Raw genomic sequence first — 16,822 nt, 5'->3', positions numbered from 1 at the left:
GATCACTATGCCGGCTTCATTCGTTCATCTACGCCTGCACACTGAATACTCCCTGGTCGACGGTCTGGTGCGGATCAAACCGCTGGTCAAGACCCTGGTCGGCATGAACATGCCTGCCGTCGCGGTCACCGACCAGAACAACATGTGTTCCCTGGTCAAGTTCTATAAAAACGCCATGGGCGCCGGTATCAAGCCGATCTGCGGCGCCGACCTGTGGCTGTCTAACAAGGATCCGGACAACGCGTTGAGCCGGATCAGCCTGCTGGTGATGAACGCCGTCGGCTATCGCAACCTTACCGAGTTGATCTCCCGCGGCTTCATTGATGGCCAGCGCAATGGCTCGATCATCATTGAGCGTGAGTGGGTAGCCGAGGCCAATGAAGGCCTGATCATGCTGTCGGCGGCGAAGGAAGGTGAGATCGGCCAGGCCATGCTCAGTGGTAATCCGGACGAAGCCGAAACCCTGGCGCGTGAGTGGATGGCGGTATTCCCTGACCGTTTCTATCTGGAAATCCAGCGCACCAATCGTCCCAATGATGAAGAGCAACTGCACGGTGCCGTGGCCCTGGCCGAGAAAATCGGCGCGCCGCTGGTGGCGACCAACGATGTGCGGTTCATCAAGCAGGAAGACTTTGCCGCCCACGAAACCCGCGTATGCATTGGTGAGGGCCGCGCCCTTGACGATCCGCGGCGTTCGAAGAATTACAGCGATCAGCAGTACCTCAAAAGCGCCGAGGAAATGGCCGAGCTGTTCAGCGACATTCCCGAGGCGCTGGAAAACACCGTTGAGATTGCCAAGCGCTGCAACATCGATGTGAAGCTCGGCACGCACTTCCTGCCCAACTTCCCGATCCCCGATGGCATGACCATCGATGAGTACTTCCGCAAGGTGTCGTTCGACGGCCTGGAAGAGCGCCTTAGCGTTCTGCTGCCCAAGGACACCACCGAAGACTACGAGGCCAAGCGTCAGGTCTACGTCGACCGGCTGAATTTCGAGCTGGATATCATCATTCAGATGGGGTTTCCCGGTTACTTCCTCATCGTTATGGACTTTATCCAGTGGGCCAAGAACAACGGCGTGCCGGTAGGTCCTGGCCGTGGGTCGGGTGCTGGATCGCTGGTGGCTTACGTCCAGAAGATTACCGATCTCGATCCACTGGAATACGACCTGCTGTTCGAACGTTTCCTTAACCCGGAACGGGTATCGATGCCCGACTTCGACGTCGACTTCTGCATGGACGGTCGTGACCGGGTGATCGACTACGTGGCCGAGAAATACGGCCGCAATGCGGTAAGCCAGATCATCACCTTCGGTTCCATGGCCGCCAAGGCTGTGGTCCGCGACGTCGCGCGGGTGCAGGGCAAGTCTTATGGCCTGGCGGATCGTCTGTCGAAGATGATTCCGTTCGAAGTCGGCATGACTCTGGAAAAAGCCTACGAACAGGAAGAGATCCTGCGTGACTTCATCAAGGTCGATGAAGAGGCTGCGGAAATCTGGGAGATGGCCCGCAAGCTCGAGGGCGTTGTGCGTAACGTCGGCAAGCACGCAGGTGGTGTGGTTATCGCCCCGACCAAGCTGACTGACTTCTCGCCGATCTATTGCGACGAGGCCGGTGATGGCCTGGTAACCCAGTTCGACAAGGACGACGTTGAAGCCGCCGGTCTGGTGAAGTTCGACTTCCTCGGTCTGCGGACCCTGACGATCATCGACTGGGCGCTGAAAACCATCAACCGCGACCGCGCCAAGGTCAACGAGCCACCGCTGGATATCGCGTTTATCCCGCTGGACGACAAACCGACTTACACACTGCTGCAAAAAGCCGAAACCACGGCGGTGTTCCAGCTTGAGTCGCGCGGCATGAAGGAGCTGATCAAAAAGCTCAAGCCCGACTGCCTGGAAGACTTGATCGCACTGGTGGCCCTGTTCCGTCCCGGCCCGCTGCAATCGGGCATGGTGGACGACTTCATCAACCGTAAGCACGGTCGCGCCGAACTGGCGTATCCGCACTCGGACTACCAGTACGAAGGCCTCAAGCCGGTATTGGCCCCGACTTACGGCATCATCCTGTACCAGGAACAGGTGATGCAGATTGCCCAGGTGATGGCGGGCTACACCCTCGGCGGCGCGGACATGCTGCGTCGAGCCATGGGTAAGAAAAAGCCCGAGGAAATGGCCAAGCAGCGTGGCGGTTTCATTGAAGGTTGCGCCACCAACAACATCGACGCCGACCTCGCCGGTAACATTTTCGACCTGGTAGAGAAGTTCGCCGGTTACGGCTTCAACAAATCCCACTCCGCGGCGTACGGCCTGGTGTCGTACCAGACCGCGTGGCTGAAAGCGCATTACCCGGCGCCGTTCATGGCGGCGGTACTTTCTGCGGATATGCACAACACCGACAAGGTCGTGACCTTGATCGAAGAAGTGCGGACCATGAAGTTGCGCCTCGATGCGCCGGATGTGAACACGTCCGAATTCAAATTCACCGTAAACGACGAAGGCCGGATCATCTACGGTCTCGGTGCGATCAAGGGTGTGGGTGAAGGCCCGGTGGAGGCGATTACCGAAGCGCGTCAGAACGGTCCGTTCAAGGACCTGTTCGACTTCTGCGCCCGGGTCGACCTTAAACGCATCAACAAGCGGACCCTCGACGGCTTGATTCGCAGCGGGGCGCTGGATCGTCTTGGCCCGTATTTCCACGATGAGCAAAAAGCCTATCAGGCCAACATCGACCGCAATCGCGCGGTGCTGCTGACCGCCATGGAAGAAGCGATCAAGGCCGCCGAGCAGACGGCGCGTACCCAGGACAGCGGTCACTCCGACCTGTTTGGCGGTCTGTTTGTCGAAGAAGATGCCGACGTCTACGCCAATCACCGCAAAGCCAAGGAGCTGACCCTCAAGGAACGCCTGAAAGGGGAGAAAGACACCCTTGGCCTGTACCTGACCGGTCACCCGATTGATGAATACGAAGGTGAAATTCGTCGTTTCGCCCGCCAGCGCATCATCGATCTGAAACCGGCCCGCGATACCCAGACTGTTGCCGGTATGATCATCGCCTTGCGGGTGATGAAGAACAAAAAGGGCGACAAGATGGGGTTCATCACCCTTGACGACCGCTCTGGACGGATCGAGGCCTCGCTGTTTTCCGAAGCATTCCACGCTGCGCAGTCGCTGTTGCAGACCGACGCGATGGTGGTGGTCGAAGGCGAGGTCAGCAACGATGACTTCTCCGGAGGCCTGAAATTGCGGGTCAAGCGGGTGATGAGCATGGAAGATGCGCGCACCAACCTGGCCGAGAGCCTGCGTTTGAAGCTGCACGCCAAGGATCTCAAGGGCGATCAGCTACGCTGGCTGGGTGAGTTGTTGAAGCGTCACCGCGGTGCCTGTCCGATCACCATGGACTACACCAGCCCTGATGCGAAGGCCTTGCTGCAGTTTGGCGAAGGCTGGCGAATCGATCCGGCGGATGCGTTGATTCAAGCCTTGCGTGACCAGTTCGGGCGAGACAACGTCTTCCTCCAATACCGTTGACCGGCAGGTAGTATCAGAATGCCTGCCCGCAACCTGAATTTTTAATCTCGACCTCAGCGCGCCTCTCCCTTAAGGTAGGGCGCGAATAGACAACCGGCCGGCCCAAGATCACTTGGGACTCGACCCAAGACGGACGCCTATGAACCCGAATTTTCTAGATTTCGAACAGCCGATCGCCGACCTGCAAGCCAAGATCGAAGAGTTGCGCTTGGTCGGTAATGACAATTCGCTGAATATCGGCGATGAGATCTCCCGCCTGCAGGACAAGAGCAAAACGCTGACCGAAGACATCTTCGGCAAGCTGACCAGCTGGCAGATCGCACGTCTGGCGCGTCACCCGAAACGCCCGTACACCCTGGATTACATCGAACACATCTTCACCGAGTTCGACGAATTGCACGGTGACCGCCACTTCTCCGATGACGCGGCCATCGTCGGCGGCATTGCCCGTCTGGACGATCAGCCGGTGATGATCATCGGTCACCAGAAGGGCCGTGAAGTGCGCGAGAAGGTTCGCCGCAACTTCGGTATGCCACGTCCGGAAGGCTATCGCAAAGCGTGCCGCCTGATGGAAATGGCTGAGCGTTTCAAGATGCCGATCCTGACCTTCATCGACACCCCGGGCGCTTACCCTGGCATCGACGCCGAAGAGCGCAACCAGAGCGAAGCGATCGCCTGGAACCTGCGTGTCATGGCCCGCCTGAAAACCCCAATCATCGCCACCGTGATCGGTGAAGGTGGTTCCGGCGGTGCACTGGCCATCGGCGTTTGTGACCAGCTGAACATGCTGCAGTACTCGACCTACGCGGTGATCTCGCCGGAAGGTTGCGCGTCGATCCTGTGGAAAACCGCCGAGAAAGCACCGGATGCCGCTGAAGCGATGGGCATCACTGCCGAACGTCTCAAGGGCCTGGGCATCGTCGACAAAGTGATCGGCGAGCCATTGGGTGGCGCCCACCGTGATCCGGCTGCTGCGGCTGCCTCGATCCGTGCCGAACTGAGCTCGCAACTGGCGATGCTCAAGAAGTTCGACAACAAGGCGCTGCTGGACCGTCGTTACGAGCGTCTGATGAGCTACGGTCTCTAACTGACCTCGCGGCACCCTTGTAGGCGCTGCCGAAGACGGCGATCTTTTGATCTTGTTTTTTTAGAATCAAAGTCAAAAGATCGCCGCCTTCGGCAGCTCCTGCAGGGATCTATGAGAAGCGATCAATCTCTATGGATTCTTCGAAGAGTGATCTGCCTTCCCGGCTTTTGCTAACGCTTGAGCCTTGGCGCAATGCTGCCCATTGGCACCTAGCTTTCTCCGGTGGCCTCGACTCCACCGTCCTGCTGCACCTTCTTGCTCACCTCGCAAAAACCCAATCCCTGCCGGCGCTGAGCGCCATTCATGTCCATCATGGTCTTCAGGCTGCGGCTGATGCGTGGCCGGAACATTGTCGGTCGGTCTGTGACGCACTCGGTGTGCCACTGCAGGTTGTTCGTGTTCAGGTGCAACCCGGCGCCAGCCTTGAGCGCGCGGCGCGGGACGCGCGTTACGGCGCGTTCATCGAGGCGACTCATACCAATCAAGTGCTGCTGACCGCGCAGCACCGTGACGATCAGGCGGAAACGTTGCTGTTCCGTCTGTTGCGTGGGGCCGGGGTGAAAGGCTTGTCGGGCATGCCGCGCCAGCGTCCACTGGGGAGCGGGTATTTAATCAGGCCTTTGCTCGATATCACGAGGGCTGAGCTGGAGGCCTATGCCAGCGAGCACCATTTGAGCTGGATTGAAGATCCGTCCAACCAGGACCGGCAGTTTTCGCGCAACTACCTGCGACATCAGGTGTTCCCAGTGCTGTCCGAACGCTGGCCGCAGGCGATGGCGACCATGGCTCGCAGCGCCGCGCATTTGAGTGAGGCGCAGACCTTGCTCGACGACCTTGCGAAAATCGACTTGAACCAGGCGCGCACGCCCAGTGATTTCGAGTGGCTGGGTTTACCGTCTCTGGAGCTGGCGGCGCTTGCAAAGCTCTCTGCTGCCCGTCAACGCAATGCACTGAGTCACTGGCTTGAACCGCGGACAAGGTTACCCGACAGTGACCACTGGTCGGGTTGGCACGATTTGCGCGATGCCACTGGCGATGCGCGACCGATCTGGCGATTGGCGGATGGCGAATTGCATCGGGCGGGTGGGCGAATCTGGTGGTTGTCTGGTGGCTGGTTGAAACCCTTGGCCGTCGCAGGCAAGTGGCCGGACCCCGCGCTGCCTCTGGCATTGCCTGATAATGGCGTTCTCACACTATCCGGGCAAATCCCCGATGGCCCCCTTCAGATCCGCTATCGTGAAGGAGGCGAAATCATGGATTTGCCGGGCCGTGGTCATCGCGACTTGAAGCGTTTGCTTAACGAGCGTGGTGTGCCGCAATTCGTGCGCGGCAGATTGCCGCTGCTGTTCAAAGGCGAGCAATTACTGGCAGTACCGAACCTTCAGGGCCTGGATGGCGGAGTAGCGGGTGACTGGAATCTGCATTGGCAGCCACTGAACGAAGATCAAGGTTTGAGCTGAAAGGGGCTTTCCGGTAGACTACGCTCCCTTCTTGATACAACTTCTGTGGATTCGCCTGAATTGCAGGAGTTGCCGATTACCAAGCAGTCTTTGCTGGGCGATTCCAAAAAATGTGTAGCGAGCAACGTACCGGTGTTTCATCTTCCGGTCTGTCCCAACGCGGCGGTTTTTTTGAAAGGTGCACTGTGATTAATGCAGGTGATCGGGGGCTTCGGCCTTCCTTCGCTTTCCCCGGCGGCTCGGACCGCTTTAACGCAGACTTCTAGGGTTTTTCATGACGCGCTACATATTCGTCACGGGCGGTGTTGTTTCTTCATTGGGGAAAGGCATTGCATCGGCATCATTGGCGGCCATCCTGGAGGCGCGGGGACTTAAGGTCACCATGCTGAAGCTGGACCCGTACATCAACGTCGACCCGGGCACCATGAGCCCGTTCCAGCACGGTGAAGTGTTCGTCACCCACGACGGCGCCGAGACCGACCTGGATCTGGGTCACTACGAGCGGTTCATCCGCACGACCATGACCCAGAACAACAACTTCACCACCGGCCGTGTCTACGAGCACGTGCTGCGCAAAGAGCGCCGTGGTGATTACCTGGGCGCAACCATCCAGGTGATTCCGCACATCACCGACGAAATCAAGCGCCGCATCATCAAGGGTGCAGGCGATGCCGACGTGGCCATGGTCGAGATCGGTGGCACCGTGGGTGACATCGAATCCCAACCGTTCCTCGAAGCCATCCGCCAGTTGCGTTTCGAAGTTGGCGCCAAGCGCGCGATGCTGATGCACCTGACACTGGTGCCGTACATCGCCACTGCCGGCGAAACCAAAACCAAGCCAACCCAGCACTCGGTCAAGGAACTGCGTTCCATCGGCCTGCAGCCAGACGTGCTGGTCTGCCGCTCCGATCACCCGATCGATGTGTCTTCGCGTCGCAAGATCGCGCAGTTCACCAACGTTGAAGAGCGTGCGGTGATCGCGCTGGAAGACGCCGACACCATCTACAAGATCCCGGGCATCCTGCACTCCCAGGGCCTGGACGATTTCGTTGTCGAGCGTTTCGGCCTGCAATGCGGCGGTGCCGATCTGTCCGAGTGGGAAGCCGTGGTCGACGCCAAGCTCAACCCTGAGCACGAAGTCACCATCGCCATGGTCGGCAAGTACATGGAGCTGCTGGACGCCTACAAGTCGCTGATCGAAGCGATGAGTCACGCCGGCATCAGCAACCGCACCAAGGTCAACCTGCGCTACATCGATTCCGAAGACATCGAGAACCAGGGCACTGCGCTGCTCGAAGGCGTCGATGCGATTCTGGTGCCGGGCGGCTTCGGTCTGCGTGGCGTGGAAGGCAAGATCACCGCCGTCCAATACGCTCGCGAAAACAAGGTTCCATACCTGGGCATCTGCCTGGGCATGCAAGTGGCCGTGATCGAGTTCGCTCGTAACGTCATGGGCTGGAAAGACGCTAACTCCACCGAGTTCGATCGTGCAAGCGGTCACCCGGTCGTGGGTCTGATCACCGAGTGGGAAGATGCCACCGGCGCCGTCGAAACCCGTACCGAAACCTCCGACCTGGGCGGCACCATGCGCCTCGGCGCACAGGATTGCCTGTTGGAGCCGGGTTCCCTGGTTCACGATTGCTACGGCAAGGACGTGATCGTCGAGCGTCACCGTCACCGCTACGAAGTGAACAACAACCTGCTGCCGCAAATCATGGAAGCCGGTCTGAAAATCTCTGGTCGTTCCGGTGATGGCGCGCTGGTTGAAGTGGTTGAAGCACCGGATCATCCATGGTTCGTCGCTTGCCAGTTCCACCCGGAGTTCACCTCGACGCCTCGCGACGGTCACCCGTTGTTCAGCGGTTTCGTCAAGGCAGCTTTGGCTCAACACCAGAAGAAGGCATAAACCTGATGGCGCAGAAGATCATCCGCGTAGGCGATATCGAGATTGCCAACGACAAGCCAATGGTGCTGTTCGGTGGCATGAACGTGCTGGAAAGCCGCGACATGGCGATGCAGGTCTGCGAAGAGTACGTGAAGGTAACCCAGAAACTGGGTATCCCTTACGTGTTCAAGGCCAGCTTCGACAAGGCCAACCGTTCCTCCGTGACCTCTTACCGTGGCCCCGGCCTGGAAGAGGGCATGCGGATTTTCCAGGACATCAAGCAAGCCTTCGGCGTGCCGATCATCACCGACGTCCATGAGCCTGAGCAGGCCGCGGTCGTCGCTGAAGTCTGCGACATCATCCAGTTGCCCGCCTTCCTGTCGCGCCAGACCGACCTCGTGGTCGCGATGGCCAAGACCGGTGCCGTGATCAACATCAAGAAAGCCCAGTTCCTCGCGCCTCAGGAAATGAAACACATCCTGAACAAGTGCGTGGAAGCGGGTAACGACCAGTTGATCCTCTGCGAACGCGGTTCGAGTTTCGGCTACAACAACCTGGTTGTGGACATGCTCGGCTTCGGCATCATGAAGCAGTTCGAGTACCCGGTGTTCTTCGACGTGACCCACGCGCTGCAAATGCCAGGCGGTCGCTCCGACTCCGCCGGTGGTCGCCGCGCCCAGGTTCTCGACCTGGCAAAAGCCGGCATGAGCCAGTCTCTGGCCGGCTTGTTCCTGGAAGCCCACCCGGACCCGGACAACGCCAAATGCGACGGCCCTTGCGCCTTGCGTCTGGACAAACTGGAGCCATTCCTGGCCCAGCTCAAAGCTCTGGACGAACTGGTGAAGAGTTTTCCGACGGTAGAAACCGCGTAATCCTCATTTCTCCGGTAAAGTACCGCACGATTTATCGCTCAGGCCCTCGGGCCTGAGCCTTATCGTCTGCAAGACTGCCCGCTGCACCTCACTTGCCGACGATTGAAGATTTCCTACAGCTGCGTCGTTTTCGTCAACTTTGGAGTGTTTACAACAATGGCTAAAATCGTCGACATCAAAGGTCGTGAAGTTCTCGACTCCCGTGGCAATCCCACCGTGGAAGCGGATGTGCTTCTCGATAACGGCATCATCGGCAGCGCCTGCGCGCCGTCCGGTGCTTCCACTGGCTCGCGTGAAGCGCTCGAGCTGCGTGATGGCGACAAGAGCCGTTACCTGGGCAAGGGTGTACTCAAGGCTGTAGCCAACATCAACGGTCCGATCCGCGACCTGTTGAAAGGCTCTGATCCAAGCGACCAGAAAGCGCTGGATCTGGCGATGATCAAGCTCGACGGTACTGAAAACAAAGGTTCCCTGGGCGCCAACGCGATCCTCGCCGTTTCCCTGGCTGCGGCCAAGGCAGCAGCTCAGGACCAGGACCTTCCGCTGTACGCTCACATCGCCAACCTGAACGGCACCCCGGGTGTTTACTCGATGCCGGTTCCGATGATGAACATCATCAACGGTGGCGAGCACGCCGATAACAACGTCGACATCCAGGAATTCATGGTTCAGCCGGTTGGCGCCAAGTCTTTCTCGGAAGGTCTGCGCATGGGCACCGAGATTTTCCATCACCTCAAAGCTGTGCTGAAGGCCCGTGGCCTGAGCACCGCCGTCGGTGACGAAGGTGGTTTCGCACCGAACCTGGCGTCCAACGAAGACGCACTGAAAGTGATCTCCGAAGCCGTGGCCAACGCTGGCTACAAACTCGGCACCGACGTGACCCTGGCTCTGGACTGCGCGGCCAGCGAATTCTACGAAGACGGCAAGTACAACCTGTCCGGCGAAGGCCAGGTGTTCACCGCTGAAGGTTTCGCTGATTACCTCAAAGGCCTGACCGAGCGTTACCCGATCATCTCCATCGAAGATGGCCTGGACGAGTCCGACTGGGCTGGCTGGAAAATCCTCACCGACAAGATCGGCGAGAAGACCCAACTGGTAGGCGACGACCTGTTCGTGACCAACACCAAGATCCTGAAAGAAGGCATCGATAAAAAGATCGCCAACTCGATTTTGATCAAGTTCAACCAGATCGGCACCCTGACCGAAACCCTGGAAGCCATCCAGATGGCCAAGGCTGCTGGTTACACTGCCGTAATCTCGCACCGCTCCGGTGAAACCGAAGATTCGACCATTGCCGACCTGGCTGTGGGCACCTCGGCTGGCCAGATCAAGACCGGTTCCCTGTGCCGTTCCGACCGCGTCTCCAAGTACAACCAACTGCTGCGTATCGAAGAGCAGTTGAACGGCAAAGCCAAGTACAACGGCCGCAGCGAATTCCGCGGTTAAGCAGTACGTGGTAAAAAAGACACCGGATTGTGTCGGAAAAATCGCTACAGCGACGTTTTTGCCACTAATCTGATGCCTTATAAGCACAAGCCTGGTTCTTCCAGGCTTCGTGCTATCAGTAGCTTCATGTTTTGGTGTGGCTGTCTTTTTTCACTGGATACCTGATATTCGATGCGCAGTCCCAATTGGTTGTTCCTCGTCTTGCTCCTGTTGCTGGCTGGCCTGCAGTACCGCCTGTGGGTGGGTAATGGCAGTCTGGCGCAAGTGGCCGAGCTGAAGCAGCAGATCGCGGATCAGCAAGCTGAGAACCAGGTGTTGCTTGAGCGTAATCGGGTGATGGACGCTGAAGTCAGTGAGTTGAAAAAAGGCATGGAGACCGTTGAAGAGCGGGCTCGCCATGAGTTGGGCATGGTCAAGGACGGTGAAACCCTTTACCAGTTGGCGCAATGAACCACTCGTTACCGGCCTTCTGGGCCGTGATTCCTGCCGCGGGCGTCGGTGCCCGTATGGCCGCAGACCGTCCCAAACAGTATTTGCAATTGGGCGGACGCACTATTCTCGAACACAGCCTCGGCTGTTTCCTTGATCATCCTGGCCTCAAAGGCCTGGTGGTCAGTCTTGCTGTCGATGATCCTTATTGGCCGAATCTGGCGTGTGCCGGCGATGCGCGCATTGCCCGGGTCGAGGGCGGCTCGGAGCGATCCGGGTCGGTGCTCAATGCCTTGCTGCACCTGCATGCGCAGGGTGCTGATGATGAAGATTGGGTGCTGGTTCACGATGCCGCACGGCCGAATCTCAGTCGTGACGATCTCGACAAGTTGCTGGCTGAACTGGCTGATGACCCGGTTGGCGGGTTGCTGGCGGTGCCGGCGCGGGACACGCTCAAGCGGGTCGACAAACACGGGCGTGTGGTCGAAACCGTGGATCGCAGTGTGATCTGGCAGGCTTATACGCCGCAGATGTTTCGCCTCGGTGCGTTGCATCGAGCTTTGGCAGACAGTCTGGTGGCTGATGCGGTGATCACTGACGAAGCGTCGGCCATGGAGTGGTCTGGCATGGCGCCGCGCCTGATCGAAGGACGGTCCGATAACATCAAGGTTACGCGCCCCGAAGATCTCGAGTGGCTTCGTCAGCGTTGGGCTAATCGTCGCTAAAGGATCGCAGCCTTCGGCAGCTCCTACAGGGGCCGATACATCCAGTGGTTGTGCGCCCCCTGTAGGAGCTGCCGCAGGCTGCGATCTTTTGATTTTAAATCCTGTACTCCGGTCTTTCCGCCAACCCCTCCTTCAAGAAATCCACCAACTTGCGGACCTTCGGCGACAAATGCCGTTGCTGCGGATACAGCGCCCAAACCGCCGTGTTCGGAGGTTGATGCGCCTCCAGCAGCGAAATCAGCGCGCCACTGTTCAAATGCTCCAGCACGTAATAGTCCGGCAACTGACATAACCCCACGCCTTGTAACGCCGCGTCCAGCACCGCTTGCCCACTGTTACACCGCCAGTTTCCCTGCACCCGTTGCGAAAACTCCCGCCCGTTCTGCTCCAATTGCCACAGATCCGAGCTGCCGATGAGGCAGTTGTGACGACTCAATTCCGACAAGCTGTGGGGGCGACCGTACCGTTCAAGGTAGGACGGTGATGCGCAGAGAAACATACGCCGTGGTGCGAGGCGGGTGGCGACCAGTCTCGAGTCCTGCAAGCGGCCAAGTCGAATGGCCAGGTCAAGGCCTTCATGCACGAGGTCGAGTTGGCGGTTGCTCAACTCGATGTCGATCCGCAGTTGCGGATACAAGCCCATGAAGCGGGTCACCAGCGGCACGATAAAACGTTCGCCATACGCCACGGCGCAGGTCATGCGCAACATGCCTTTGGGCTCACTGGTCAGGTCGCCGACCGCGCGCAGCGCTTCTTCGCGCCCGTCCTGCAAGCGCTGGCAATGTTGCAGAAAAGTTTGCCCGGCCTCCGTCAATGTGACGCGACGGGTACTACGGTAGAGCAGTCGAGTCTGCAAGCGCTCTTCCAGGCGTACGATTTGTCGACTGACGTGCGAGGAAGAAACGCCCAGGCGTTCCGCCGCAGCGGTGAACTGGCTGCATTCGGCAACGGCCACAAACTCGTCGATCCCTTCCCAGCGATTTTCAGACATCGATGATTATCCCTGTGCAGCAATAATATTTTGCATTTGCCCAGATTATTCATCGTAAAGCCATGTATTACACTCCTTGTCTCGTTTTTATTCACTGGAGCATCACCATGATCAAGTCGCGCGCCGCCGTTGCCTTCGAGGCCAAGAAACCTCTGGAGATCGTTGAAGTCGATGTCGCCATGCCGAAGGCCGGCGAAGTATTGCTGCGCGTGGTGGCTTCCGGTGTATGCCATACCGATGCCTACACCTTGTCGGGCGCTGATCCGGAAGGCATCTTTCCGTCGATCCTCGGGCACGAAGGTGGGGCGATCGTTGAAGCGATCGGCGAGGGCGTAACTTCCGTCGCCGTCGGCGATCATGTAATTCCCCTGTACACCCCGGAATGCCGTCAGTGCAAATTCTGCCTGTCGGGCAAAACCAACCTCTGCCAGGCCATTCGTGCGACCCAGGGCAAAGGCCTGATGCCTGACGGTACTTCGCGTTTTTCCTACAAGGGTCAACCGATTTTCCACTACATGGGTACTTCTACGTTCTCGGAATACACCGTGCTGCCGGAAATTTCCGTGGCGAAAATTGCCAAAGAAGCACCACTGGAAAAAGTCTGCCTGCTGGGTTGCGGCGTCACCACCGGCATCGGTGCAGTGCTCAACACCGCCAAGGTGAAACCAGGTGATACCGTGGCCATTTTCGGTCTCGGCGGCATCGGTCTTTCCGCCGTCATCGGCGCCGTGAAAGCCAAGGCTGCGCGGATCATTGCCATCGACATCAACCCGGCCAAATTCGAGATCGCCAAACAGCTGGGTGCAACCGATTGTGTGAACCCGAAAGACTTCGATCGTCCGATCCAGGAAGTCATCGTCGACATGACCGACGGCGGCGTCGATTTCTCGTTCGAGTGCATCGGCAATGTGCAACTGATGCGTGCCGCACTTGAGTGCTGCCACAAGGGTTGGGGCGAGTCGGTGATCATCGGCGTTGCCGGTGCCGGCCAGGAAATCGCGACCCGTCCGTTCCAGTTGGTGACCGGTCGCGTCTGGCGCGGTTCGGCGTTCGGTGGCGTGCGTGGCCGTACCGAGCTGCCAAGCTACGTGGAAATGGCTGAAACCGGCGAAATCCCTCTGGATACCTTCATCACCCACACCATGGGTCTGGAAGATATCAACAAGGCGTTTGACCTGATGCATGAAGGAAAAAGCATCCGCTCCGTCATCCATTTCTGAGGTCTGCCATGAGCCTGGAAAACATCTCCTGCCAGAAAAGCTTCGGTGGCTGGCACAAACGCTATCGTCATCGCTCCGAAGTGCTTGGCTGCGACATGGTATTCGCCGTGTACCTGCCGCCGCAGGCGGAGCAGGGCGGCAAGCTGCCGGTGTTGTACTGGTTGTCCGGCCTGACCTGCACCGACGAAAACTTCATGCAGAAGGCTGGCGCCATGCGCATGGCCGCTGAATTGGGGCTGATCATCGTCGCGCCCGACACCAGCCCTCGCGGTCCTGATGTGCCGGGCGATCCGGATGGCGCCTGGGACTTCGGTCTCGGTGCTGGCTTTTATCTGAATGCCACGCAGGAACCCTGGTCGCGGCACTATCGGATGCATGACTATGTCGTGCAGGAATTGCCGACATTGGTCGAAGCCCATTTCCCGGCGTCGGACAAGCGCGGCATCAGCGGTCACTCCATGGGTGGCCACGGCGCGCTGGTCTGTGCCTTGCGCAATCCCGGGCGCTATCGGTCGGTGTCGGCGTTCTCGCCGATCAACAATCCGATGGATTGCCCGTGGGGGCAGAAGGCTTTCTCTCGTTATCTGGGAGAGGACCGTTCGAAGTGGCGCGAGTGGGATGCCTGTGCGTTGATTGCCGAGGCCGACGAGAAGCTGCCGCTGTTGGTCGACCAAGGTGATCGGGACGATTTCCTCGCGACCCAACTCAAGCCTGAGGCCCTGCAACAGGCGGCCAAGCTGGCCGGTCATCCGCTAACGTTGCGCCTGCAACCAGGCTACGACCACAGCTATTTCTTCATCGCCAGTTTCATCGAAGATCACTTGCGGCATCACGCGCATGCTCTAGGCACTCAATAGCAGGTAGAATCACGCCCTGACAAAAATCGGGGCGTTTTTTTATGCGTATTGGCCACGGCTATGATGTGCACCGTTTCGCTGAAGGCGATTTCATTACTCTGGGCGGCGTGCGTATTGCACACAGCTTCGGGCTGCTCGCTCATTCCGACGGTGACGTCCTGCTGCACGCCTTGAGTGATGCCTTGCTCGGCGCTGCTGCGCTGGGTGACATCGGCAAGCATTTCCCGGACACCGACCCGCAATTCAAGGGCGCCGACAGCCGTGCGCTGTTGCGTCATGTCGTCGCACTGATCCACGCCAAGGGCTGGAAGGTCGGCAATGTCGATAACACCATCGTCGCCCAGGCGCCGAAAATGGCTCCGCATATCGAAACGATGCGTGCGCTGATTGCCGCGGATCTTCAAGTTGAGTTGGATCAAGTGAACGTAAAAGCTACCACCACCGAAAAGCTTGGCTTTGTCGGTCGCGAAGAAGGCATTGCCGTGCATTCCGTTGCCTTGTTGCTGCGCGCATGAACGAACTGCAATTGCTCGGCCCGCGGGCCTACGGTGAACCACTCGGCACTGCGGTACTGAAAGCCATCGCCGAAGATTTCCAGGTCGATGAAGTCCTTGATATTCCCTTGAGTGGCGACGGCGAGCACCTGTGGATCTGGGTGGAAAAACGCGGCCTCAATACTGAAGAAGCCGCACGGCGGATTGCCAAGGCGGCGGGCGTTCCTTTGCGCACCGTCAGCTATGCCGGGCTCAAGGATCGTCAGGCGTTGACGCGTCAGTGGTTCAGCGTGCAACTGCCGGGCAAGGCCGATCCGGATCTGTCGGCGGCTGAAAACGACACGCTGAAAATCCTCAAGACCAGCCGACACAAGCGCAAGCTGCAACGCGGTGCTCACTCGGCCAACGGTTTCACCTTGCGTCTGACCCAGTTTGCCGGCGACAAGGTTGCCATCGAAGAACGCCTGCAACTGATCGTCAAGCAGGGCATTCCCAACTATTTCGGTGCCCAGCGTTTCGGCCACGACGGCGGTAACGTGGTGGATGCCCGTGCCTGGGCGGCTCGTAAGGCCTTGCCGGAACAACGCAACGTGCGTTCACGTTTACTCTCCACGGCCCGCAGTTTTCTGTTCAACCAGGTATTGGCCGCGCGTGTTGCAGACGGCACCTGGCAGCGTGCTCAGGTGGGCGACTTGCTGGCATTCACCGACAGCCGCAGTTTTTTCCCGGCCGGTGAGGCCGAGTGCAGCGACCCGCGGCTGGCGATTCTCGACCTGCACCCGACAGGGCCACAGTGGGGCGAAGGTGACTCGCCGGCCACGGGCGCTGTCCATGAACTGGAGCAGGCAATCGCCGCGCGCGAAGCAGACCTTCGCGATTGGTTGATTAACGCCGGTATGAGCCACGAACGTCGCATCCTGCGGCTGCCCATTGGTGGGTTGACGTGGCATTATCCCGAGCCTGACATTCTGCAACTGGAATTCGTCCTGCCGGCCGGATGCTTCGCCACTGTATTGGTGCGCGAGCTCGTTGATCTGGTGCCGGTGGGGCAGACGGACAGCCCATGCGTATTCTGATTTCTAACGACGATGGGGTAACCGCACCCGGTCTCGCCGCGCTTTATGCTGCGCTGGCGGATTACACCGAATGCGTGGTTATCGCCCCGGACCAGGACAAAAGCGGCGCCAGCAGCTCGCTGACGCTCGACCGCCCGTTGCACGCGCAAACGCTGGCCAACGGTTTCATTAGCGTCAACGGCACACCGACCGATTGCGTGCACCTGGGCCTCAATGGCTTGCTGGAGCGTGAAGCGGACATGGTGGTTTCCGGGATCAACCTGGGCGCGAACCTGGGTGACGATGTGCTGTATTCCGGCACGGTAGCGGCAGCTTTGGAAGGGCGTTTCCTGGAACTTCCTGCGTTCGCCTTCTCGCTGGCCTCACGCCAGGTCGAGAACCTTCCTACAGCGGCGTACTTTGCACGCAAGCTGGTCGAGGCCCACGCCGATCTCGACCTGCCACCGCGCACGGTGCTCAACGTGAACATTCCCAACTTGCCGCTGGATCACATTCGCGGCATTCAGTTGACCCGTCTCGGGCATCGCGCCCGTGCGGCTGCGCCTGTGAAGGTGGTCGACCCGCGTGGCAAATCCGGTTACTGGATCGCGGCTGCCGGGGATGCCGAAGACGGTGGCCCGGGCACCGATTTCCATGCGGTGATGCAGGGTTATGTTTCGATCACCCCGCTGCAACTGGATCGCACCTTCAATGAAGCCTTCAGAAGTCTTGATGGTTGGCTGGAGGGGCTGCGCTGATGACTCGTGGACAA

The 16,822-nt window shown here is 59.0% G+C and carries 14 protein-coding genes; 13 read left to right on the top strand and 1 reads right to left on the bottom strand.

Annotated features, from left to right (window positions below):
• Positions 1-7: 7 nt before the first annotated feature.
• From dnaE to ispD, 8 genes are all read left to right on the top strand, one after another.
• On the top strand, positions 8-3,529 hold the full coding sequence (gene dnaE / locus KVG88_RS08120) for a DNA polymerase III subunit alpha (protein ID WP_150704245.1): 3,522 nt from the start codon (positions 8-10) through the stop codon (positions 3,527-3,529).
• Positions 3,530-3,668: 139 nt separating this feature from the next.
• Positions 3,669-4,616: an acetyl-CoA carboxylase carboxyltransferase subunit alpha gene (locus KVG88_RS08115; RefSeq protein WP_150704246.1), complete on the top strand. Its 948-nt coding sequence runs from the start codon at positions 3,669-3,671 to the stop codon at positions 4,614-4,616.
• Positions 4,617-4,747: 131 nt separating this feature from the next.
• Positions 4,748-6,076, top strand: coding sequence for a tRNA lysidine(34) synthetase TilS (tilS, locus tag KVG88_RS08110; protein WP_217871039.1), 1,329 nt, complete (start codon positions 4,748-4,750; stop codon positions 6,074-6,076).
• A gap of 274 nt (positions 6,077-6,350) precedes the next feature.
• Positions 6,351-7,982: a CTP synthase gene (gene pyrG, locus KVG88_RS08105; RefSeq protein ID WP_150704248.1), complete on the top strand. Its 1,632-nt coding sequence runs from the start codon at positions 6,351-6,353 to the stop codon at positions 7,980-7,982.
• 5 nt (positions 7,983-7,987) lie between these two features.
• A complete protein-coding gene (gene kdsA, locus KVG88_RS08100; RefSeq protein ID WP_150704249.1) occupies positions 7,988-8,833 on the top strand; it encodes a 3-deoxy-8-phosphooctulonate synthase in 846 nt (281 codons plus the stop codon).
• A 156-nt stretch (positions 8,834-8,989) separates the two neighbouring features.
• Positions 8,990-10,279: a phosphopyruvate hydratase gene (eno, locus tag KVG88_RS08095; protein WP_150704250.1), complete on the top strand. Its 1,290-nt coding sequence runs from the start codon at positions 8,990-8,992 to the stop codon at positions 10,277-10,279.
• 171 nt (positions 10,280-10,450) lie between these two features.
• Positions 10,451-10,729: a cell division protein FtsB gene (ftsB, locus tag KVG88_RS08090; protein ID WP_056856233.1), complete on the top strand. Its 279-nt coding sequence runs from the start codon at positions 10,451-10,453 to the stop codon at positions 10,727-10,729.
• On the top strand, positions 10,726-11,433 hold the full coding sequence (gene ispD / locus KVG88_RS08085; RefSeq protein ID WP_217871038.1) for a 2-C-methyl-D-erythritol 4-phosphate cytidylyltransferase: 708 nt from the start codon (positions 10,726-10,728) through the stop codon (positions 11,431-11,433). Before ftsB ends, ispD begins: the two co-directional genes overlap by 4 nt.
• Positions 11,434-11,527: 94 nt before the next feature.
• Here the strand turns inward: ispD and KVG88_RS08080 are convergent, their stop codons facing one another.
• Positions 11,528-12,424 carry a LysR family transcriptional regulator gene (locus tag KVG88_RS08080; RefSeq protein WP_150704252.1) on the bottom strand — a complete coding sequence of 299 codons (897 nt, stop codon included), beginning with the start codon at positions 12,422-12,424 and terminating at the stop codon, positions 11,528-11,530.
• Between the two features lie 107 nt (positions 12,425-12,531).
• On the opposite strand from KVG88_RS08080, the gene KVG88_RS08075 reads away from it, so the two are divergent.
• The 5 genes from KVG88_RS08075 to surE are packed head-to-tail and all read left to right on the top strand — an operon-like array spanning position 12,532 to position 16,808.
• Complete coding sequence (locus tag KVG88_RS08075) at positions 12,532-13,644, top strand: S-(hydroxymethyl)glutathione dehydrogenase/class III alcohol dehydrogenase (RefSeq protein ID WP_150704253.1); 1,113 nt, start codon at positions 12,532-12,534, stop codon at positions 13,642-13,644.
• An 8-nt stretch (positions 13,645-13,652) separates the two neighbouring features.
• The gene (gene fghA / locus KVG88_RS08070; RefSeq protein ID WP_150704254.1) at positions 13,653-14,501 is read left to right on the top strand and encodes an S-formylglutathione hydrolase; all 849 of its coding nucleotides are present in this window, start codon (positions 13,653-13,655) and stop codon (positions 14,499-14,501) included.
• A 41-nt stretch (positions 14,502-14,542) separates the two neighbouring features.
• Positions 14,543-15,016: a 2-C-methyl-D-erythritol 2,4-cyclodiphosphate synthase gene (gene ispF / locus KVG88_RS08065; protein WP_007924033.1), complete on the top strand. Its 474-nt coding sequence runs from the start codon at positions 14,543-14,545 to the stop codon at positions 15,014-15,016.
• Complete coding sequence (gene truD, locus KVG88_RS08060) at positions 15,013-16,071, top strand: tRNA pseudouridine(13) synthase TruD (protein WP_150704256.1); 1,059 nt, start codon at positions 15,013-15,015, stop codon at positions 16,069-16,071. The genes ispF and truD overlap by 4 nt, the downstream gene beginning before the upstream one ends.
• Positions 16,059-16,808, top strand: a complete 750-nt coding sequence (gene surE, locus KVG88_RS08055) for a 5'/3'-nucleotidase SurE (RefSeq protein ID WP_217871037.1) — start codon at positions 16,059-16,061, stop codon at positions 16,806-16,808. Before truD ends, surE begins: the two co-directional genes overlap by 13 nt.
• The last annotated feature ends 14 nt before the right edge of the window (positions 16,809-16,822 follow it).

This window comes from Pseudomonas azerbaijanoccidentalis (assembly GCF_019145495.1).
Lineage (GTDB): Bacteria > Pseudomonadota > Gammaproteobacteria > Pseudomonadales > Pseudomonadaceae > Aquipseudomonas > Aquipseudomonas azerbaijanoccidentalis.
Note: the sequence above shows the minus strand (reverse complement) of the source record. Positions and strands in the feature narration are given on the sequence as shown.